Origin of the sequence: Ruegeria meonggei (genome assembly GCF_042768335.1) — a bacterium.
In the GTDB taxonomy this organism is placed as follows: Bacteria; Pseudomonadota; Alphaproteobacteria; order Rhodobacterales; family Rhodobacteraceae; genus Ruegeria; species Ruegeria meonggei.
In genome coordinates, this window is record NZ_JAXHBT010000002.1 from 507,189 (window position 1) to 527,549 (window position 20,361).

The 20,361-nt window shown below is 55.4% G+C and carries 17 protein-coding genes and 1 pseudogene; 13 read left to right on the forward strand and 5 right to left on the reverse strand.

All coding sequences use genetic code 11. The annotated features are described in order from the left end of the window. Window positions 1-12 precede the first annotated feature (12 nt). Together SJY13_RS22425 and SJY13_RS22430 are read right to left on the reverse strand one after the other, a co-directional pair. The gene (locus tag SJY13_RS22425; RefSeq protein ID WP_377194508.1) at window positions 13-1,476 is read right to left on the reverse strand and encodes a flavin-containing monooxygenase; all 1,464 of its coding nucleotides are present in this window, start codon (window positions 1,474-1,476) and stop codon (window positions 13-15) included. Window positions 1,477-1,504: 28 nt separating this feature from the next. Then, the gene (locus SJY13_RS22430; RefSeq protein ID WP_377194510.1) at window positions 1,505-2,173 is read right to left on the reverse strand and encodes a TetR/AcrR family transcriptional regulator; all 669 of its coding nucleotides are present in this window, start codon (window positions 2,171-2,173) and stop codon (window positions 1,505-1,507) included. A 612-nt stretch (window positions 2,174-2,785) separates the two neighbouring features. Here SJY13_RS22430 and SJY13_RS22435 point away from each other — a divergent pair. Then, window positions 2,786-3,871, forward strand: coding sequence for a polyamine ABC transporter substrate-binding protein (locus SJY13_RS22435; RefSeq protein ID WP_377194512.1), 1,086 nt, complete (start codon window positions 2,786-2,788; stop codon window positions 3,869-3,871). 382 nt (window positions 3,872-4,253) lie between these two features. Here the strand turns inward: SJY13_RS22435 and SJY13_RS22440 are convergent, their stop codons facing one another. Next, window positions 4,254-5,015: a helix-turn-helix transcriptional regulator gene (locus SJY13_RS22440; protein WP_377194514.1), complete on the reverse strand. Its 762-nt coding sequence runs from the start codon at window positions 5,013-5,015 to the stop codon at window positions 4,254-4,256. 129 nt (window positions 5,016-5,144) lie between these two features. Between SJY13_RS22440 and SJY13_RS22445 the strand changes: the two genes are divergently transcribed. The 8 genes from SJY13_RS22445 (at window position 5,145) to SJY13_RS22480 (ending at window position 15,699) form a co-directional block, all read left to right on the forward strand. Then, window positions 5,145-7,121 carry a CocE/NonD family hydrolase gene (locus SJY13_RS22445; RefSeq protein WP_377194516.1) on the forward strand — a complete coding sequence of 659 codons (1,977 nt, stop codon included), beginning with the start codon at window positions 5,145-5,147 and terminating at the stop codon, window positions 7,119-7,121. A gap of 21 nt (window positions 7,122-7,142) precedes the next feature. Then, window positions 7,143-8,708 carry an ABC transporter substrate-binding protein gene (locus SJY13_RS22450; protein WP_377194518.1) on the forward strand — a complete coding sequence of 522 codons (1,566 nt, stop codon included), beginning with the start codon at window positions 7,143-7,145 and terminating at the stop codon, window positions 8,706-8,708. A gap of 86 nt (window positions 8,709-8,794) precedes the next feature. Then, a complete protein-coding gene (locus SJY13_RS22455; RefSeq protein WP_377194520.1) occupies window positions 8,795-9,733 on the forward strand; it encodes an ABC transporter permease in 939 nt (312 codons plus the stop codon). 12 nt (window positions 9,734-9,745) lie between these two features. Continuing rightward, window positions 9,746-10,603 carry an ABC transporter permease gene (locus tag SJY13_RS22460; RefSeq protein ID WP_120633668.1) on the forward strand — a complete coding sequence of 286 codons (858 nt, stop codon included), beginning with the start codon at window positions 9,746-9,748 and terminating at the stop codon, window positions 10,601-10,603. Continuing rightward, a complete protein-coding gene (locus SJY13_RS22465; RefSeq protein WP_377194522.1) occupies window positions 10,600-11,580 on the forward strand; it encodes an ABC transporter ATP-binding protein in 981 nt (326 codons plus the stop codon). Before SJY13_RS22460 ends, SJY13_RS22465 begins: the two co-directional genes overlap by 4 nt. Beyond that, window positions 11,577-12,500 carry an oligopeptide/dipeptide ABC transporter ATP-binding protein gene (locus tag SJY13_RS22470; RefSeq protein WP_377194524.1) on the forward strand — a complete coding sequence of 308 codons (924 nt, stop codon included), beginning with the start codon at window positions 11,577-11,579 and terminating at the stop codon, window positions 12,498-12,500. Before SJY13_RS22465 ends, SJY13_RS22470 begins: the two co-directional genes overlap by 4 nt. Before the next feature lie 11 nt (window positions 12,501-12,511). Next, entirely contained in the window at window positions 12,512-14,161 is a 1,650-nt protein-coding gene (locus tag SJY13_RS22475; RefSeq protein WP_377194526.1) for an amidohydrolase, read from the forward strand. Beyond that, the gene (locus SJY13_RS22480; protein ID WP_377194528.1) at window positions 14,158-15,699 is read left to right on the forward strand and encodes a M81 family metallopeptidase; all 1,542 of its coding nucleotides are present in this window, start codon (window positions 14,158-14,160) and stop codon (window positions 15,697-15,699) included. The genes SJY13_RS22475 and SJY13_RS22480 overlap by 4 nt, the downstream gene beginning before the upstream one ends. A 265-nt stretch (window positions 15,700-15,964) precedes the next feature. Here the strand turns inward: SJY13_RS22480 and SJY13_RS22485 are convergent, their stop codons facing one another. Next, the gene (locus SJY13_RS22485; protein WP_377194530.1) at window positions 15,965-16,330 is read right to left on the reverse strand and encodes a DDE-type integrase/transposase/recombinase; all 366 of its coding nucleotides are present in this window, start codon (window positions 16,328-16,330) and stop codon (window positions 15,965-15,967) included. A 48-nt stretch (window positions 16,331-16,378) separates the two neighbouring features. Here SJY13_RS22485 and SJY13_RS22490 point away from each other — a divergent pair. The 4 genes and pseudogenes from SJY13_RS22490 (at window position 16,379) to SJY13_RS22505 (ending at window position 19,546) form a co-directional block, all read left to right on the forward strand. After that, window positions 16,379-17,063 (forward strand): annotated as a pseudogene (locus SJY13_RS22490) (transposase). A gap of 69 nt (window positions 17,064-17,132) precedes the next feature. Next, complete coding sequence (locus SJY13_RS22495; RefSeq protein WP_377194532.1) at window positions 17,133-17,957, forward strand: ABC transporter substrate-binding protein; 825 nt, start codon at window positions 17,133-17,135, stop codon at window positions 17,955-17,957. Next, window positions 17,958-18,818 (forward strand): amino acid ABC transporter permease, encoded by an 861-nt coding sequence (locus SJY13_RS22500; protein WP_377194534.1) that lies wholly within the window; start codon window positions 17,958-17,960, stop codon window positions 18,816-18,818. Beyond that, a complete protein-coding gene (locus tag SJY13_RS22505) occupies window positions 18,818-19,546 on the forward strand; it encodes an amino acid ABC transporter ATP-binding protein (RefSeq protein WP_377194536.1) in 729 nt (242 codons plus the stop codon). The genes SJY13_RS22500 and SJY13_RS22505 overlap by 1 nt, the downstream gene beginning before the upstream one ends. A 484-nt stretch (window positions 19,547-20,030) precedes the next feature. On the opposite strand, the gene SJY13_RS22510 is transcribed toward SJY13_RS22505, so the two are convergent. Continuing rightward, the gene (locus SJY13_RS22510) at window positions 20,031-20,273 is read right to left on the reverse strand and encodes a hypothetical protein (protein WP_377194538.1); all 243 of its coding nucleotides are present in this window, start codon (window positions 20,271-20,273) and stop codon (window positions 20,031-20,033) included. Window positions 20,274-20,361 lie beyond the last annotated feature (88 nt).

Genomic DNA, 20,361 nt, shown 5'->3' on the forward strand with positions numbered 1-20,361 from the left:
TCTTTGCAGCGATCAGTGGCCCGAAGCACCAAGTTTAGAATCCGACATGTCAGGTTTTTTGGTGCGCCGGAAATACTCACGCGGGGGGCCGGGCCAGTTGGTAGTGATCCGCTCGCCATCCATGTAATAGCTGCGCCCGATCCGTGCCCACTGGCTTTTGGCCAGACGCTGCTGGATCTCGTCGTCATAGCGCTGCGCGGCATCGGGTGTCACTTCAATCGTGCTGTGACCAGCTGCCTTGATCAGCTGTGTGATAAAGCCGATCTGCAACTCGATCTTTGTCAGCATCGATGTATGGCCTGAATTCGTGTTCGGCCCGTAGATGACATGCAGGTTGGGGTAGTTCGGGATCGAGATACCCAGATAGGCCCGTGCACCGCCGTTGTCCCAGACATCGCGCAGCATAGTGCCATCGCGTCCTTTGATGTCGATCGCCTGCAGGAAGGGATTGCACTGGAACCCGGTGCCCAAAATAACCGCATCATGGGCATGTTCAGTCCCGTCAACGGTCTTGATCCCCTTTTTGGTAAAGCTGTCGATTCCATCGGTCACAAGCTCGACATTGTCGCGGGTCAAGGCGGGATAATATTGGTCCGAAATCAGCAGGCGCTGCGCGCCTGGCGGATTTTTTGGGCGGAGCGCTTCGCGCAGCTTTGGATCAGCGACGGTTTTCTTCAGGTGTTTATCCAGCATATGCTGGATAAGGGTCTCATGCAGCTTCGAGCCCTTCATTACCGGATAGACTTTGAATTCGTTTTCCGCCCAAAGCCGGAAGCGATAAAGCTTTTGCAACGGAGGGATTGATCGCATCAGCGCCTTGAACCCCTTGCCATAGTCCTTGTTGCCCTTGGGCAGAACCCAGTTGGCGGTACGCTGATAGACGGTCAGTTTGCCCGCCTGCTTGGCCACTTCGGGGATGAACTGCAGCGCGCTGGCGGCATTGCCGATAACCGCCACGTACTTGCCCTTGAGGTCAACATCATGACGCCATTCCGCAGAATGGAAGATCGGGCCGTCGAACTGGTCCTGCCCCGGCGTGTTCAGGCGGTTGGGGAAGTGCAGCAACCCTACCGAACAAACCACGTGGCGACACCTATATGTTTCATCCCCATTGCCTTGGGTGGTTACGGTCCACAGCCCGCTGGCGGCGTCGAAACTGGCTGAAGTCACCGCGCAACCAAGCCGCATATGAGGGATGACGCCGAACTTTTCGGCACAGTCGCGGGTGTATTCAAGGATTTCCTTCTGACCGGACCATTTGCGGCTCCAGGTCGGCGCCTTGCCGAAGGAATAGCAATAGAGATGTGATGGCACATCGCATTCGGCCCCGGGGTAGGTGTTGTGCATCCAGGTGCCGCCCAGCTCTTTGGCTTTGTCGAGAATAACGAAATTCTCAATCCCAGCCTCTTTAAGCTTGTAGCCCATGCCGATGCCGCCAAAGCCTGCACCGATGATCAAACAGTCGACCTGTTTCATGTCTCCCCCTTCCGTTTTGTGTGATTGTTCAGGGGGCAAACCTGCGCCGGTGATATGTGCCGATATAGGCCGAGATATATGCCCGGACCGCCCGCTTGCCTTCTTCGGCCAGCTCATCAGTAATGCACCCGTGCCGGATAAAGGAAATGGCCCAGATGGAATCGTTCAGCGCTGCTGCTAATGAGAATTTATCTAGTATTTTGTGGGTGTCCGGGATCTCGAAATAGCGCGACATGGTTGCCAGCACTTCGCGCGCGCCCTCTTGCTGGGCCTGGATTGCCAATCTTCGAACTTCGCTGCTTTGGCTTGGGCCGTAGAATATCTTCAGCGCCGCAGGGTGGGTCTCATAGATCACGCGTGCAAGGTCAATTTTTGCTCCGACCAAGTCCCATATGTCGTCAAAGCCGCGATCGCTCTCTTGTGGCCCCAGCCGGTCTGCAAACTTTTCAACATAGCGTTCTGCCAATGCGGCGACAGCCCCATCGGGGCTGGAAAAGAAGTGATAAGCCGAGGCTGTTGGCACGTCGGTCAGCTTTGCCAGATCCTTGAGGCTGATCGCGGCCTCAGCGCGCAGAGGCAAGTTCTGCTCGAGGACATCCAGCAGCTTTTCATAGGTTTGCCGACCATTGGCGCGCGTTGGTTTCCTATAGATTTGCTGTGGCGCATCGGTGCGCTCAGGTGATTTGGCTTCAAGCATATCGGCCTCTGGGTTTTCCCTCTTATTAAAAAGTATTCTATTATGAACTGCCGTGTAAAGTGGTGTGACCCAACGTCAGATTGGGGGTTTCACGCGAAACTCGGGAGAGTCAGCCTCCAAGACGGATCAAAATGCGGCCTAACTCTCGTGTATTTTGCCCCAGCCGGTTGGAGCTATGGTCGCAAGACAGGGACCCAAAAGGGGCAATCCGGCGATCAATGCGCTGTCGCAAGAGATGTGCCGTAGGCTTCAGGCACGGCCGCAGCCTTCTGCTGAGCCAAGGCCGATAACGGTGATTTCGGATATACGAACGTCGCGGCTGGATTGAGATCGAGTACGAGGGCCCCAAAGATTGGCAATGTGTCGCGACGTATTGCGGTGCCGTCTCTGTCATAGCGCCCGCCGCCGCGGTTGTTTTGGCCATGAGGCCTGCGGCCAGGTCACGAACAGTCAACAACACAGGAAATTCTTGCATTGAACTCCCCTGTGTGAAACCGAGAGCGGTTTATTCTGCGGTAGGGGCTTGTTCAATCAGTCGCATGAAAATAAGCCAAACCGAACACGTCTTTCACAGCCAGATAAGACGATGCAACAAAGCCTCAGGAGAGCATAATGAAGACGATTTTAACAACCGCAGCGCTAGCCTTATTCATCACATCCGCGGCGCATGCCGAAGAAACCGTCTATGTTTACAACTGGGCGGACTATATCGATGAATCCCTGCTGGAAAAATTTACGACCGAGACAGGGATCAAAGTCGTCTATGACAATTTCGACTCTACCGATATGCTCGAGACCAAAATACTCGCGGGCAACTCTGGCTATGACGTTGTGTTCCCATCGGGGTCTATTTTTCAACGTCTGATTGCCGCTGGAGCGTTTCAACCTCTCAACAAGGATATGCTTCCGAACGCGGTCCATTTGTGGAGCGCAATCGAGCAACGCACCGCAGATTTCGACCCGAATAACAACTACTCAATCAACTATATGTGGGGATCGACAGGCATTGCTGTGAATGTCGGAAAGGTTCGTGAGGCCCTTGGGGACGACATGCCTTTGGACACTATGGAGTTGCTGTTCAACCCGGAATACGCGTCCAAACTGGCGGATTGTGGTATAAACTTTCTGGACGCGTCATCCGAGATTGTCCCGGCCGCGTTGACCTATATCGGCGAGGATCCGAATTCTCAGGACCCTGATGTGATCGCCAAAGCAGAGCCGGTACTTGAAGCGGTACGGCCGTTTGTCAGGAAATTCAGTTCGTCGGGGTACATCACCGACCTGGCAACAGGTGACATCTGTGTTTCGATGGCATGGTCGGGTGACGGGCTGCAAGCGCGCGAACGGGCGGCACAGGCGGGCAATGGTGTCGAGATTCAGTACCACGCGTTCCGCGAGGGCTCTGGTATGTGGTTTGATCAGATTGCGGTTCCCGCAGATGCGCCGAACCCGGATGCCGCCCATGAGTTCATCAATTTCCTGATGGAGCCGGAAAACGCAGCCGCAATCTCAAACTTTGTTTGGTACGCAAACGGCAATCTGGGGTCACAAGAATTTTTGAAGACCGAGATTCTGAATGATCCCGGTCTCTATCCTTCTGAAGAGGGGATGAAGAACCTCTATATGAAAAACACTTGGGATGCTGAAACGCAGCGTCTTGTTACACGCATGTGGACGCGGGTTAAGTCCGGTCTGTAGTTCGCTTTCCCAGGAAAGTGCGCCTGTGCCGGGCACATAGAAAGCCCGGCACGTGCTATTTGTTGGAACAGGGAAAGACCGCATGTTTTGCGCGGATCGAAGTCAACGCTCTGATTCACAACGAACTTTCAGATAAGCCTCATCCAAACGCCAGAGCTCAGCAGTGTTGACCTTCCGTTTGCGCTGTAGCAGTCAAACCATCTGTTGGATCAAATTGCACAGAGGTGCGGCACGCCGGTCTGAGTTTGCGACTGGGCCCTTTTTGCCCCTGCCAGAGCGAATAACGAACGTTGCACTAAAATCCCAAGATTGTGTGAAATTATACCTCACGGCGATCCTTACTCTCTTCAATATGCCAGATCCGCTGAGCTCGACAGACGCCTTAATCGTCGCGAAGGTGCTTCCTGACAGTTGGATCAATCCTTGTGCTTTGGGCTGAGTAGATGCCGCACGCAGCAATTGCCTCGCGTGCGGTAACTCGTTCGTGCAAGCGTTTCCAGATGGTCTTTGCCGCATAGGGGTGAGGGTACGGCCGCCAGGCTACTCCCATTGTCATTCCTCGCAGATACTTCAACTGCTGACGGTGTGCAGAATACAAGATTGTGTTAGCAACGCTGCCTTCGCGCGCGAGCTCGTGTTCGGTTACGAAAATCCTGTTTCCCCGCATTGTCACCAATCCAGTGTAGCGCGAAATCTGGTGTGTGCTGTTGTCCGGCGAGGTGGCAATTTCGCGCGAGCGGATCGTGATCAGCCCGTCAACTTCCTGAATTCGGATCAATGAACAGAATATCTTTCCTTCCCATGACGGTGTGCAGAAATAGGAATGATAGAAGCCTATGTAACGCCTTAGGTTTTTCTGTTGCTCCCGAAAAGGGTTCAGAAAAGCATCCGTGGGCGTTGTTCCAGTTTGAGGCAGGGCGCCCTTGAGCATTCTTTCGAAGCTTGTTGTGTCGGCGAATAGCTCAGCTTCTGTCAGGTCGAAATGACGCGCGATCCGGCGCATGTTGTGGGCGGAGGGTAGGCTGGAACCCTTCAAGTAGCGATTGAATTGCTGTCTGTTGACGCCGATGTCACGACAAATCTGCGAAATGTTACCGTGTTCTGCGCACAGTGACCGCAGGTTGATAGAAAAATACTCTGACACAAACAAAACCTTTCGCGTTTTGAAGCTATATAACGACAAATAGCGTCAACTCGCACAAGTTCGCACAATTTGATTTATCTGCATATCGGTTTCTTCTTCGGTATCAGCTCGCAACAGATAAGTTCGCAAATGCCAATTGAAACCATCGAAAACACATGGATCACTCTCGCCGATGGGCGACGGCTTGCTGCACGCATTTGGTTGCCTGAAACGGGTCCCGCCCCCGCGATTCTGGAATACTTGCCGTACCGCAAGCGCGACGGTACTGCGCCAAGAGATGAAACTACACACACCGTGTTTGCTGAGGCGGGATATGCCTGCGTCCGGGTCGACATAGCGGGCACTGGGGACAGCGAAGGCCAATTCGACGATGAGTATTCAGGGCAGGAACTACGTGATGGTGAGGCGGTCATAGCCTGGATTGCCGCGCAGGATTGGTGCGACGGTCACGTCGGGATGATCGGTATTTCGTGGGGCGGGTTCAACGGCTTGCAACTGGCCTTTCGACAACCACCCGCGCTGAAAGCCGTCGTCAGCGTCGCCTCAACCGTGGATCGCTATGCGGATGATATCCATTTTATGGGTGGATGCCTGCTGAGTGACAACGTGAACTGGGGCAGTCAGATGTTTGCCTATCTGACCCGCCCGGCTGATCCGGATCTTCGTGCAGATTGGCGACAGGATTGGCTGGAGCGACTGCAAAATACACCATTTTCTGCCGCGGATTGGTTGCGCCACCAGACCCGTGATCCCTATTGGAAGCATGGCTCAGTTTGCGAGGATTGGCCTGCGATTCAAACGCCTGTCCTGGCGATAACAGGCTGGGCGGATGCCTACGTTAACGCACCTCCGGCTTTGGCTGCGAACCTAACGGTTCCGACAAAGGCTGTCATCGGGCCGTGGGAACATCGCTACCCTCATATCTCGAAACTTGATCCAGCAGATTTTCACTCTGAAGTCATCGGCTGGTTTGACCGCTGGCTGAAAGGGCAACAGAACGGCGCAGAGGATTTGCCTGCGTACCGGGCATACATGCAGGAACACTTTAATCCGACGCCACAAAACGGTCCTCGGAAAGGTCGTTGGATTGCAGAATCTATGTGGCCATCACCTAACGTGCTGGATCAGGTCTGGCATCTGGCACCCGGCGGGTTTTCGAAAAACCCAGGCCCTGGTTCAGTTGCGATCACTTCTCCTTGCCATGTTGGTATGGAAAGCGGGTATTTCTGCGCGGGCATGCGGATCGACAACGAACTTGCCGGGGATCAGGCAAGTGATGATGACCTGTCTGTTTGTTTTGACAGCGTGCCGTTGCAAGACACGCTAGAGCTGCTGGGTCGCGCTAAGCTGAAGTTTCAATTTTCAGTGGATCAACCGGCGGCCCAGCTTGTCGCGCGACTATGCGATGTTTCCCCCGAAGGTGTTTCACAACGTATCAGCTATCGGTCGCTGAACCTGTGCCACTACCGCAGTCACGAAACGCCCGAAGCCCTGCAGCCCGGTGAGATTTATGAGGCTGAGATTATTCTGAACGAATGTGCACACCGGTTGCGCGAAGGCCATGTGTTGCGATTGGCGCTGTCGACGTCTTATTGGCCGATTGTCTGGCCATCGCCACGGCCCTCCAAGGTGACTTTGCACTTGCAGGATTGTGCGATCCAACTGCCAGTGCGTGAAGCCACGAAGGAAATTCAAGCCTCTGAGCCTGGTCCCGCACAAGTCTATCCGGTTCTTGCAGCTGAGCAATTGCGCGCACCCTCAGCGCATTCCGAACGTACCGTGGCTGAAGACGGCCGCGTTCTTCTGAAGACTTATGATGATTATGGCAAAACGCGTGATCCTTATCATGACCTGATTGTCGGCAGTGACGTGCACATGCACTACGGCATCCACCCCGACGACCCGGCCACTGCGCAATTCGAGACCGCCTGGAGTTTCACTTTCGAGCGAGGGTATTGGCAGGTTGCCATCTCGACCGAGTGCCGCATGCGCTGCGATGCCAAAAATTTCTACCTTTACCGCAAACTGCGCGCCACTGAAGGCGCAGATGAAATCGAAGTTCTGACAATGGAATGGTCCGAAACCGTTCCGCGTGGACTTCTCTGACTGAATCCAAGGGAGGATATTATGAAGATCGAATGGGCAAAGGCCGATGTAGGTCGCCGGAGTTTTCTGAAAGGCGCAACCGCGCTTGGGGCCGCCACGGCGCTTCCGATGGGATGGGCGAACCGCGCATTTGCCGCAGAGGATGGCGTATTGCGCGTGCGTGCCTATGGCGATGCGCAGAACATGGACCCGGCGCATTCCGTTGGGGTCGTTGAGGAAGAGGTTCATGCCTCGATCTACAACAAGCTGATCCAGTACAAGCCGGGCGAGGAATGGGGCTGGCAGATGGATGCCGCCACGATGATCGAGCAGGTCGATCCGACCCATATCAAATTCGCATTGCGTGACGATATCGGCTTTACCAACGGTTTCGGCGCCATGACCGCCGAGGACGTAAAATTCAGCATGGAACGGATTGTGGACGACGCGACCGACAGTCCGAACAAACCCGACCTGGGGCCGTTCAGCCATGTTGACGTGACCGGCGAACGCGAAGGCACAATCGTTCTGAACAGCCCGTTCGCGCCGATCTGGTCGATTGCGCTGCCCTATATTACTGGCAACATCGTCTCGAAAGCCGCGGTCGAAGCCGCCGGTGGCCGCATCGGGGCTGATCCGGTTGCGGAATCCGGCCCGTATCTGCGGGACAGCTGGTCGCCCAAGGAAAAGACCGTCCTCAAGCGCAACCCTGACTGGAAAGGGGATGCACCCGCCTGGGACACCGTCGAGATTTACCCGATTGATGATGAAAACACCGCCGAGATCGCCTTTGAGGCCGGTGAGCTGGACGTCACCCGCGTGTCGCTGGGCTCGGTCGAACGGTATCGCGCCGGGGTTCCCAATGGTGGGTCGCTGGTTGAGAAACCTTCGCTCTACTACGTCTGGATGGGCATGAACGTCGAGCATCCGAAGCTGCAAAATCAGAAACTGCGGCAGGCGATTCAACATGCTGTGGATGTGCCCAGCATTCTGGAGGCCGCCTATTTTGGTGCTGCGGAACCGGCAACCGGTATCATTGCACCGGGCCTTGCAGGCCATCGGCCGTCATCGCTTGTGCCCCCTGCAGCGAACTTTGAAAAAGCCGCTCAGCTGCTCGCGGAATCCGGTGAAACCAATGTCTCGCTGACGCTTGATACGTTGAACAAGACGACCTTCACCACAACGGCTCAGATCATTCAAGCAACGCTGGCACAGATCGGGATCACGGTTGAGGTGAACGTTCTGGAATCCGGTGCGTTCTGGGCGTCGGGCGACAATGAGAATCTGCAGCTTGTTCTGAACCGTTTCTCGATGACCCCGGACCCCTATTATGCGACTTCGTGGTTCACACCCGAGCAGATAGGCAAATGGAACTGGGAACGCTTTAACAGCGCCGAGTTCAATGAGATCCATGAAACCGCAGCAGGTGAAACGGATGTTGCCAAACGGGCAGAGATGTATCAGCGCGCGCAGGATCTGATGGAAGAAAGCGGTGCCTACCGTTTTATCACCCATGAAGCGACGCCGGTTGTTCACAGCGCAAGGGTTACTCCCGCCCTGCGGCCAGATGGCCTGTCGTTGCTTCGCTATTTCGGCAAGGCGACCTGACCTCCCCAGGTCGACCGGGTACGGCGGGCGCGTAACGCTCGCCGTGCCAAATTGAACGCCATCAAGCCATAAGGAGCCAGTTGGCCATGCTGAATTTCGCAACCCGTCGCTTCGGGCTGTCGCTGCTGATCCTGTTCGTGGCGGTCACCGTCATGTTCCTGATGATCCGCGCAGTGCCAGGCGATCCGGTCCAGATCATGCTGGGTCCGCGCGCCACGCCCGAGCTTCAGGCCCAACTCACCGCCGCTTTGGGGCTTGATCAACCGATCTGGAAACAGCTTTTGATCTTTTACGGAAATCTTCTACAGGGTGACCTTGGAACCGATGTGTTTTCGGGCCGCGCTGTGACGGACATCGTGTTTCAGCAATTGCCGTACACTCTGGAACTGATTTTTGCGTCGATCCTGTGGTCTGCCACACTGGGCATCGCACTCGGTGCCTACGCTGCCGCGCATCCCAATACGCTGATTGACCGGATCGCCGCCGCGATATCTGTCAGCTTCGTTGCAGCCCCGGCTTTTGTCGTCGCGCTATTGGCGCTTTTGGTGTTTGCCGTGCATCTGCAATGGTTTCCTGCCATCGGCGCAGGCGACGGATTCCTTGACCGGCTCGACCATCTGGTTCTGCCGGCTTTTGCCATCGGCCTCAGCTGGGTTGGCTATATCGCCCGGTTGGTGCGGGCCTCGATGCTTGAGGTGATGGGCGAAAGCCATGTGCGTACGGCCCGGGCTTTTGGCATCGCCGAGCGTCGCGTGGTCATGGTTTACGCGCTGCGTATCGCCATTCTGCCCGTCGTCACCGTGATCGGTGTCGGGATGGGCTTTCTTCTCAGCTCAGCCGTTTTTGCTGAAATAGTCTTTGCCCGGCCGGGTCTGGGTAAACTGGTGATCGATAGCATTACGACCCGCAACTACCCGATTGTTATGGGCTCTGTCCTCATATCAACGGCGCTGTTTGTGGTGTCGACCGCATTGGCAGATCTGATCAATGCGTTGCTCGACCCACGCGCACGCACGGCTCATTGAGGAGGGGGCGTTATGGAAAAATCACGTTCCGAACTCGGGCAGATCATCGTCGGTGTTGCCCGTGACCCGCTTGGACTTATGGGGCTGATCATCGTTGGTGTGATCGTTTTCTGCGCAATCTTCGCCTATTGGATCGTGCCCTACGATCCGATCGCGATGGATATCAAATCCCGCATGCAAGGACCGTCCGCCGCGCATTTGCTGGGCACTGACCAACTGGGTCGTGATACGTTTTCACGGGTTATCGCCGGTGGTCAGGTCGCGCTGAAGGTGGCGTTGCCTGCTGTTTTTGGTGCGATGGCGATTGGTCTGACCCTGGGTATGATCGCCGGGTATGGGCCGAAATGGCTCGACAACCTTCTGATGTTGTTCTTCGATACCATTCGGTCCTTTCCGACGGTCATGTTTGCGCTTGCCGTTGTGGCGCTGATCGGACCCAGCCTGCAAACAGTTGTGTTTGTCGTCATGGCGACCTCGATCCCGACCTATGGCCGGGTGGCCCGGACACAGACGCTGACGCTGCGCAATTCCGAGTTCATCCTGGCCGAACGGTCGATGGGGGCCAGCATGGCGCGCATTCTGGGCGTGCATATGTTACCCAACATCATTGGCGTTCTGGCGGTGCTGGCGGCGATGGATATTCCCACGGTCATCGCACTGGAGGCAGGTCTGTCGTTCTTGGGTTTGGGTGTGAAGCCCCCAACACCCAGCTGGGGTGCCTTGCTGAAGGATGGGTATTCCCTGATCCGCCAAACCCCCTGGCTGGTCGTTGGCGGAGGCCTTCCGATCATCCTGGCAACGCTTGGGTTTACGTTCCTGGGTGAAAGCCTGCGCGATGTGGTTGACCCGAAACTGAGGAAACAGCGATGACCGATACACTTCTGGAAATCGACAACCTCAGCGTCGATTACGAAACAGGCCGTGGCGATCTCCAGGCCTTGAGGGACATCACCTTCAACGTCAACAAGGGCGAAATCGTCGGCATCGTCGGGGAATCCGGTTGCGGAAAATCCACGTTGATTTCATCCATCCTGCGTTTGACCGCTCCCAATACGCGGTTCCGCGAGGGTGAAATCAAATTCAAGGGGCAGGATTTGTTGCAGGTGTCCGAACGGTACATGCGTGATCTGCGTGGGGCGGATATATCGATTGTCTTTCAGGACCCGATGCAAACGCACAATCCGGTTCTGACCATCGGGCAGCAGATGCTGGATATTCAACATCGCTCCAAACAATCAAAGGCGGACAAACGGGCGCATGCGACCAAGATGCTGGGCGCAGTTGGTATTCCCGATCCCGAAGCGCGCCTAAAGCAGTATCCGCATGAATTCTCTGGCGGGATGCGCCAACGGATCGCCATCGCGATGGCGTTGATGTCCGAACCCGATCTTTTGATCGCGGATGAGCCGACCACCGCGCTGGATGCCACGCTTGAGGTGCAGATCATCGAGCGCCTGCAAGAACTGCAGCGCGAGTTTCACTGTGCCATCCTGTTCATCTCGCACCATCTGGGCGTGATCGCGGAACTCTGCGACCGGGTGGTTGTGATGTATGCTGGCGCGGTTGTCGAAAGCGGCGATGTGCGTGAAATTTTTCACGATCCCAAACACCCTTACACACGCCGTCTGATCGAGTGCGACCCGGGTCACCTCAAGGAACGCGCTCGCGTTTTGCCGACCATTCCCGGTGAAGTGCCCGATCTGGCCAACCTGCCGGGTGGCTGCATATTCCGCGATCGTTGTGATCAAGCCTTGGCGCGCTGCGCAACCGAAGTGCCGCCACTGGATCAGTTGAAAGAAGGCCATCACGCAGCCTGCTGGTTGAATCATGAGGAGGCCACATCATGAGTTTGCTGAACGTTGTGGACCTGAACACCAGCTACGGTGCAGTTAATGTGCTGGCGGGTGTCAGCTTTTCCGTGGAACCTGGTGAAACCTACGCCCTGGTGGGTGAAAGTGGTTCTGGTAAAACGACGGTAATTCGCGCCATTGCCGGTCTTGCACCCGCACAGGAAGGATCGGTCACTTTTGAGGGCCAGGAAATCCGGGGCGCACCGGAAAAGGTCATGCGTCCGCTGCGTAAAGACATGGCGATGATGTTTCAGGACCCGGTCGGAAGCCTCTCGCCACGCTTGACCATCCGCAGCCTGATCACCGAGCCTTACCGCATTCAGGGCATGAAAGACCGCGATCTGGATGCCGAGGCCAAGCGCCTGTTGGAAATGGTGAACCTGCCCACGCATTTTGCGGATCGCTATCCATACCAGTTGTCAGGCGGGCAAGCGCGGCGTGTCGGTGTGGCGCGTGCATTGGCGCTGGAACCCAAACTGATCCTTGCGGATGAGCCAACTGCTGGTCTTGATGTGTCGGTACAGGGCGAGTTGCTGAACCTGCTTAACGATCTGCGCGAAAGGCTGGGTCTGGCGATGGTGATCATCACCCACAACCTCAGCGTCGTGCGCCATGTGGCCGATAGAATGGGCATACTGTATCTGGGCCGTTTGGTCGAAGAAGGCACCACCGAGACGATCTTTAATGAGCCACGCCACCCCTATACCCGCTGCCTGCTGAGCGCCAACCCAGAGCCCGACCCGGATGCGCGTTTGGAACGGATCGCCCTCAAGGGCGAACCCCCAAGCCTGCTCATGCGCCCTTCTGGCTGTGAGTTCCGCGAACGTTGTCCTTTTTCCAAAGAAATCTGCACCCAGACCCCGGAATGGGAAGTGAACGGTGGCCACGGGCTGCGTTGTCTGGCCCCGCTGTCGTAATAGGAACCCAGATGCCAAGCACCCTCCATTTCAACGGCACAATCCTGACCATGGATGCGCAGAACTCCTCGCCCGAGGCTGTTCTGACCGAAGGGAACAGAATTCAGACAGTTGGTGCCGAGGCTGATCTGCGCGCACGCATGCCTGCGGATGCTCAGGAACGCGACTTGCAGGGCTGCACTCTGATGCCTGCCTTTATTGATCCGCATGGGCATTTTCCAGATCCCGGGTTCATCCGGCTATTCCGGGTTGATCTGTCCTCTCCGCCCTTAGGCGATTGCAGGCAAATGGCTCAGGCGCTGGACCGACTTCGAGAGAAGGTTCGTGCAACGCCCGAGGGTGAATGGGTAATGGGGGTTTTGTTCGACAACACGTCAATTCTCGAAGGCCGTATGCCCACAAGGGCCGAGCTGGACGATGTATCACGCCGTCATCCAATCTGGGTTATTCATGCATCGGGGCACAATGGCGTGGCCAATTCCGCTGCCCTTGAGAAGCGAGGGGTGAACAGTCACACACCTGACCCGGATGGTGGCCGCTTTGGCCGTGACCCTGAAACCGGAGCCCTGACAGGATTGATCGAGGGGCTATCGGCCATGGGTGAGATGGGCGATACGGATTTCCTGATCAACCGCGAAAGGTTTTGGCAGGGGTTTGACGCGTGTCGCGACGAATACCTGACTCACGGTGTGACGTACGCTCAAAACGCCTGGGCGTCACAAAACATGTTAGATCATTTCGCCAGCCTGCCCGCAGACCAGGACCCGGGAATTGACATAGAGCTCTTACCGGTCGGAAGTCTGGAGCCTGAGTTAAGCAAGAACTGGATCAGCACGGACTGGCCGGGTAACCCGCATTTTACACTGGGCCCACGCAAACTGTTCACAGATGGGGCCTTTCAGCTGCAGACTGCCTATCTGTCTGCCCCGTATTTCAAACCGGCCAATTTGGATCACCCTTACGGGATGATTTACACCTCACAAGAGCAGATGGATGCCGACGTCAGCAAGCTCCACTGCATGGGTTTGCAGATACATTGCCACTGTAATGGCGATGCAGGTGCCGAGATATTCATCGATGCGGTCGAAAAAGTGCTTCAGGCTTACCCCCGCGAAGACCATCGCCATACCATCATCCATGGCCAGGCCCTGCGGGACGATCAACTAGCGCGTATGGCCCAACTTGGTCTCACTGTCAGTTTCTTTCCTGCTCACATCCATTTTTGGGGAGACCGCCATTACGACACCTTTCTGGGACCTGAGCGGTCCGAGCGGATATCGCCTGCAGCCTCAGCGGAACGGTTTGGCGTGCGATACACGATCCACAATGACGCTTCGGTCACGCCAACGCGCCCGATCCATCTGGCCCATTGCGCGGTAAATCGAAAATCCGTTTCAGGTCGCTTGCTTGGCGAAGATCAGAAAATCAGCGTTCTTTCAGCTTTGCGCGCTCAGACCATCGATGCTGCATGGCAGGTGTTCAAAGAGGATCAGCGCGGATCAATCGAACCGGGCAAAGTTGCTGACTTCGTTGTCCTTTCACGCAATCCACTAAACGCCCCAGAGCATCTGCCCGATACGCGGGTACTTGAAACAATTCGCAACGGCCAAAGTGTTTTTGCAGCAACGCCTACCGAACAAGAAGTCGAGCACACGCAATGACGAGCAAGCGTATTGTGATCGCGGGGTTTCAGCATGAAACCAACTGCTATGGCGTGACAAAGGCCGGTTTGAACGAGTTTGAGATGGCAGATTCCTGGCCAGGCATGTTGCACGGTGCGCAAGTTATCTTGGAAACCGAGGGTATGAACCTGCCGGTCTCAGGCTTTGCCGCGGCTGCTTTGGCGGCGGGGTTTGAAGTCGTGCCTTTACTGTGGTGCTCTGCTGAGCCGTCCGCCCATGTAACCGATCATGCGTTTGAAGCGATTTGCGGGATGGTATTGAACGGAATTCGGGATGCGGGTCACATCGACGGCGTTTATCTTGATCTCCACGGGGCAATGGTCACCGAAAGCCTTGCCGACGGTGAAGGTGAGATTTTGCGCCGCCTGCGTAAAATCGTGGGTCCCACGGTTCCGGTGGTGGCAAGTTTGGACCTGCACGCAAATGTCTCTGCGCAGATGGTTGAACACGCGGACTACCTGTCGATTTTTCGTACGTACCCTCATTTGGATATGGCAGAAACGGGCGCGCGATGCGTTCCTGTCCTGCAGCGATTGCTGGCGGGCGAGATACTATACAAAGCGTTTCGGGCGGTGCCTTACCTCGTTCCCCTGCACGCGCAATACACCGGTTCTCCGCCATTTGACGAAATCTGTCAAATGCCAGCAAGCTTGGAGCAGCTGGAAATTCTGGCAGAGATCGCTCTTGGATTTACGGCGGCGGATTTTCCCGACACAGGCCCGTCCTGTGTTGCCTACGCAGCGACCGCGGACAAAGCCGTCGCTGCCACTGAAGAGATCGTCAACGTGTTTATGGCTCGGGAAGCTGATCTTGATTGCTCGATGTTGTCACTGGAAGCAGCTGTGTTGACCAATCACCCAAGTCAAAAAAAACCGATCGTACTGGCAGATGTCCAGGACAACGCAGGTGCGGGCGGGACGTCAGACACCACCGGGTTGCTGTCGGCACTGATTGAGGGTGGAGCCAAGAGTGTTTTGATGGGTCTGTTCCATGATCCGGAGAGTGCAAATCAAGCCCATGCGGCAGGTGAAGGCGCGCTGGTCCAACTTGCCATTGGCGCAAAGTCCAATTTGGCTGGGCACGTTCCGGTTAAAGCAGAGTTTGAAGTTCTGGCTTTGGGTGACGGAACCTGCCGCTATACCGGAGAGATGTATGGCGGCGGTGTCGCAACGCTCGGCAAGACGGCTGCTCTGCGTTTGGTTGGCCAAGAGGCCGAGATTGACTTGGTTGTCACAAGTATACGCAACCAATGTCTGGATCGTGCGCATTTCACGCATATCGGTTTAAATCCGACGGCTTATTCGTTGATTTGCGTCAAAAGCACCACACATTTTCGGGCAGATTTCGAACCAATCGCAGGCAGCGTTTTTGCGGTCTCTTCGCCAGGTGTCTTTATCTGCGACCTGGAAAAAATCCCTTACGCTTGTCTCACCAGAAGGCTGCCGGTCACGCGCGGAACTGCTTCTGAAATACGTAATGTTAAAGAAGCAAAAAGAACGAAGGTTCCCATTCTGTAGTTTGGCCCAGTTTTAGTTTCAAACATATCTGGCTTGAACCGAATGGCAGGTCTTACCAATTTATTCACGTGACTGGATCGGTCGATCTGCTGGCCTTGAAAATTTCGGCCAATACATCGCGCCTGAAGCGGTTCTGCTTTCCTGGCTAGATCATTGCTTGGGCAGTCTGGACGTACGCCGCTTCGCACGCAGCACCGCAGATGTTGAAGACCTGTAGCTAGTGCGCAGCATGAGGATGTGTCGCAAACTTTTGGAACGGCTAGAGTCAGCGCCAGATTGGGCAAACCTGTACCGTGATCACGGTGTTTAGCCGAATGCCTGACGTCAAAGTGTTGGGGGATTGCTGCCTTCGGATCATGTTGACGACCTCGATTCCGTCCAATGTAACCGAGGCGGATCTGAGTGATTTGAACCCACACATGTGTCGAATTCGTCGTCTAACAAACCGATGATCCTGCTCGATCATGGTGTCTAGATTCTTGGATTTGATCTTGTGCATCTTGGTTCGGCAACCAAATCGCTCCATAGCCTTGTTTACCTCTCGAATGCCGGCTGCATTGGAACCACCCTTGTCGAGCACGATCTTGCAAGGTCTGCTATCCGAAGACAGCGCTTTAGGGTCACGACCCATTGATTTTCGTCGAGCGGCATGATTCACCGCTCGAAACGGAGCGATGACATGTTTGATCTTTACTGGTTGAGCGACGCACAGATGGCGTGTCTTGAACCCTGTTTTCCAAAGGCCCACCGCAAGCCGCGCGTCGATGATTGACGCGTTCTGAGTGGGATTATATTCATTAGTCGCAATAGCTTGAGTTGGCGTGATGCGCCCAGGGATTACGACCCACATAAGACGCTGTACAACCGGTGGAAGCGCTGGAGCGACAAGGGCATTTTGCCCAGATGATGGTCGGGTTGGCGGTTCGTCATGGCGAAGAGAAAACCGTGATGATTGACGCCACATTACTGAAAGCGCACCGAACGGCGACCAGTATGGGCGTGAAAAAGGGGGACGCAGTCTGGTCGAATTCGGACGGGTCGACGCAATGATTGCGCGGATTGGCGACCGGGCATTGCTGAGCAGTCTTCCAAACGTCGACTGGTTGCTTGGGGATTGTGGCTATGACGCTGACTGGTCCAGAGAAGCGTTGAAAGACAAAGGGATACGCCCCTGCATCCTGGGTCGCAAGCAGCGCAAGGTAACCGTCAAGTACGACAAGCGCCGCTACAAACGCAGTAGTCGCATCGAGATCATGTTCGGCAGGCTCAAGGATTGGACACGCGTCGCGACACGTTACGATCGCTGCCCAAAGGTATTCCTCTCCGCAATCACTCTCGCAGCAATCGTAATCTATTGGTTGTGAGTCCTTACACTAGACAAATCCGATTGCCCGTAAGAACCTGTGCGCAATCAGAAAATGGGAGACATTTGGATGAAACTGATTTCTGGCACAGCTCTGGCTTTGTTTTTCTCAACAACCTCGGTGCTCGCCGCAGGGGATGGGACTTGCGCCAAGGGAAAAACCCTGACTGAGGGCACCCTGACTATCGCAACAGGCAACCCGGCCTATTACCCTTGGGTGATGAACGATGCGCCTGAAAGCGGCGCGGGGTTCGAAGCTGCTGTTGCTTATGCCATTGCTGATAAAATGGGTTTTAGCCAGGACAATGTCACTTGGGTTCGCACAAGTTTTGACGAGGCGATTCAGCCAGGCGCGAAGAACTTTGACATCAACATGCAACAATATTCAATTACTCCCGAGCGAGAGGTAATGGTCGATTTCAGCTTGCCTTACTACACTTCTGCAATGGCGGTTCTGACCACCCAGAATGTTGTCGATTCCGGAGCCGAAGCGACGCTTGATGGCTTGAAGGCATTGAAATGGGGGGCGGTGGCGACAACCACGGCGATACCCATGCTCAACGACGTGATTCAGCCTTCAGATGCACCGCTGCTCTATAACGACAACGCAGATGTTAATGCCGCCATAATGGCAGGCCAGATTGATGCGGCACTTTATGATCTGCCCACAGCGCTCTATCTGTCAGCGGTGGTCGTGGAAAACGGTGCGTTGTTGGGTCAGTTTCCACCGGGTCAGTCGGAAAGCCCGGACCAGTTCGGCATTTTGATGGAGGACGGCAACTTGCTGAAAGAATGTGTCGACGCGGCCATTTCGGAATTGACCGAAAGCGGAGAGCTTGCAGCCATTGAAGCCCAGTGGTTGTCCGAGGCTACGGGTGTACCGGTTATCGAATAAATGGGCGAAACACCGTTGCGAAACAACCCGGTCGAACACCCAGCCTCAACGCCCACGCGCCGCGAGGTTTACGAGGCTGGGGTCCGGCGGCGTTCTAACCGTATCGCGCTGATCTCCACGGTCAGCGTGCTTCTTGCTATCGTCGTCCTCGTACCGCTTGCCCCCGGTTGGGAAGCCGTCCAGCGTGCTTTTTTCAACGGGAGGGTTTTCGCAGCAACGTTTCCCGGACTGCTCGAGGCCTTTTTTCTGAATGTGATGATTTTTGCATGGTCCGCGCCGCTTATCGCGATCTCAGGCCTGGCCATTGCGCTGTGTCGGGACACGCGCGCACCCGCACTCTTTCCTCTTCGGCTTTTTGGGATTGCCTACACAGACATCTTCCGCGGCCTGCCAGTGGTTCTTGTCATCTATATCGTCGGCTTCGGTATACCAGGGCTTGGCCTGCCCCGGCCGTGGAATAGCCCATATATCTGGGGTACCTTGGCGTTGGTTCTTGTTTACTCGGCTTATGTGGCTGAAGTGATCCGCTCCGGCATCGACTCGATCCACCAATCGCAGCGATCCGCTGCAGCCTCGCTGGGGCTTAGCGATCAGGACACCATGCGCTTTGTGGTACTGCCACAAGCCATTCGTAATGTGGTTCCTGCCAATATGAACCTCTTCATCGCTTTGCAGAAGGACGTGGCGCTTTTGTCTTTCATAGGCCCGGTGGAGATTTTCCGCCAAGCTGGTGTCTACAAGTCGCTTTATGCCAATTTCACACCTTACGTAGGCGCAGCGCTCATCTTCTTGGCGCTCACCATACCCGCCACACGATATGCGGATTACTTGATGAACAAGCAGAACAGGGCGCGTTCGTGATGGCGAAGTTATCCTTGCGAGGGGTCCGGAAGCGGTTCGGTGAACACGAGGTATGCAAAGGCATTGATCTCGACGTGGCCGAGGGCGAGATGGTCTGCTTAATCGGGGCGTCAGGTTCTGGAAAATCCACGCTCCTGCGGTGCATGAACCTGCTGGAACCCATAGATGATGGAGTGATTTGGCTGGACGGCACAGACATTTCCGAGCCGGGACTAGACCCCCAGCCCGTACGCCAACAGATCGGCATTGTATTCCAGAGCTACAACCTCTTTCCCCACATGACTGCCGCAGAAAATGTGATGCTCGCTCCGCGTCGCGTGCGGAGACTGAGCAGAGAAGAACTGCGCCCACGCGTGGCAAAGTTGTTCTCCCGATTTGGGCTGGGCGACCGGATGGAGCATTACCCGGATCAGCTCTCGGGCGGTCAGCAACAGCGCGTGGCGATAATCCGAGCGTTGGCGATGGAACCGCGAATCATGCTGTTTGACGAGATCACGAGCGCACTGGATCCTGAACTCGTGGGCGAGGTGCTGGACGTTCTTCGCGACCTGCGAAAGCAGGGAATGACTATGGTCCTTGCCACCCACGAGATGGGATTTGCCCGGGAACTGGCGGACAAGGTATGTTTCCTTGATGCGGGCCGTATCTTGGAACAAGGTCGGCCTGACGTGCTGTTCGCCTCACCGCGCGAACCGCGTACCAAGGCCTTTCTTTCACGTATACTTTGACGCCGCTTTCAGCCATTCTGTGCGGCGTTGAAGGCCGAGCCATGAGTTTATCCTTGGATCGCGGATATTTCGGCGTTCAAACCCAACGCCGTAGTCTATTTGACATCGCCTACATCTCCGGCGTCCGCCTGGTTCGCGATCTTCGAGTTCAAGTGGTGTTTTCACGTTACCCGTTCTTCGGTTGCTGATGCCCAGATTTGGACGTAGGTGACATCGATGAAACTATCTTCCGTCAGCTGCAATCATCGCTGATTTCCTCCTCAGTTCATTGCTCACGCAGTATGGCTGTACGTTCTCTTCAATTTGAGTTTCCGCGAAGGTGAAGAGAAGTTGCCGCAACATGGGGTTCGCGCTCCGCTTTGACCTTGGTCGCGTCAATCGACAGATGCAGCGGTCTTGATCCGCCTCAATAGCCGCCATCCCGCGCCCAGCACAGCATCAGGCTTCGCAGCAGCTGTTTTGCAGCCTGGTTATCCCGTTTAGGTTAGAGGGCCTCGTCCAGAACGACGCCCTGCTGATCAAGCCCGCCAAAGCCAATACTTGCGCCCAGAGATGGCCATAACGACAAAATCGAAATGCCAAATATCGCCTGGACAGTGCTGAATTCGTCGTAGGTTTCAGGCGACCTGCGGTTCGAACTTGATGTACCCAATCGTGGCTTGTATCGACCCATCCAACTCAAAGAAAATGTGGCCACGAATCCAATGCTGAGTCCTATTTGTTGCATTTGTGCAATTGTAGAAACGAATTTTAATTTGCGCGAACAACGCCACATTAGTCGCTCTTAACTTGTGCATATTCTGCTTCGAATTGTG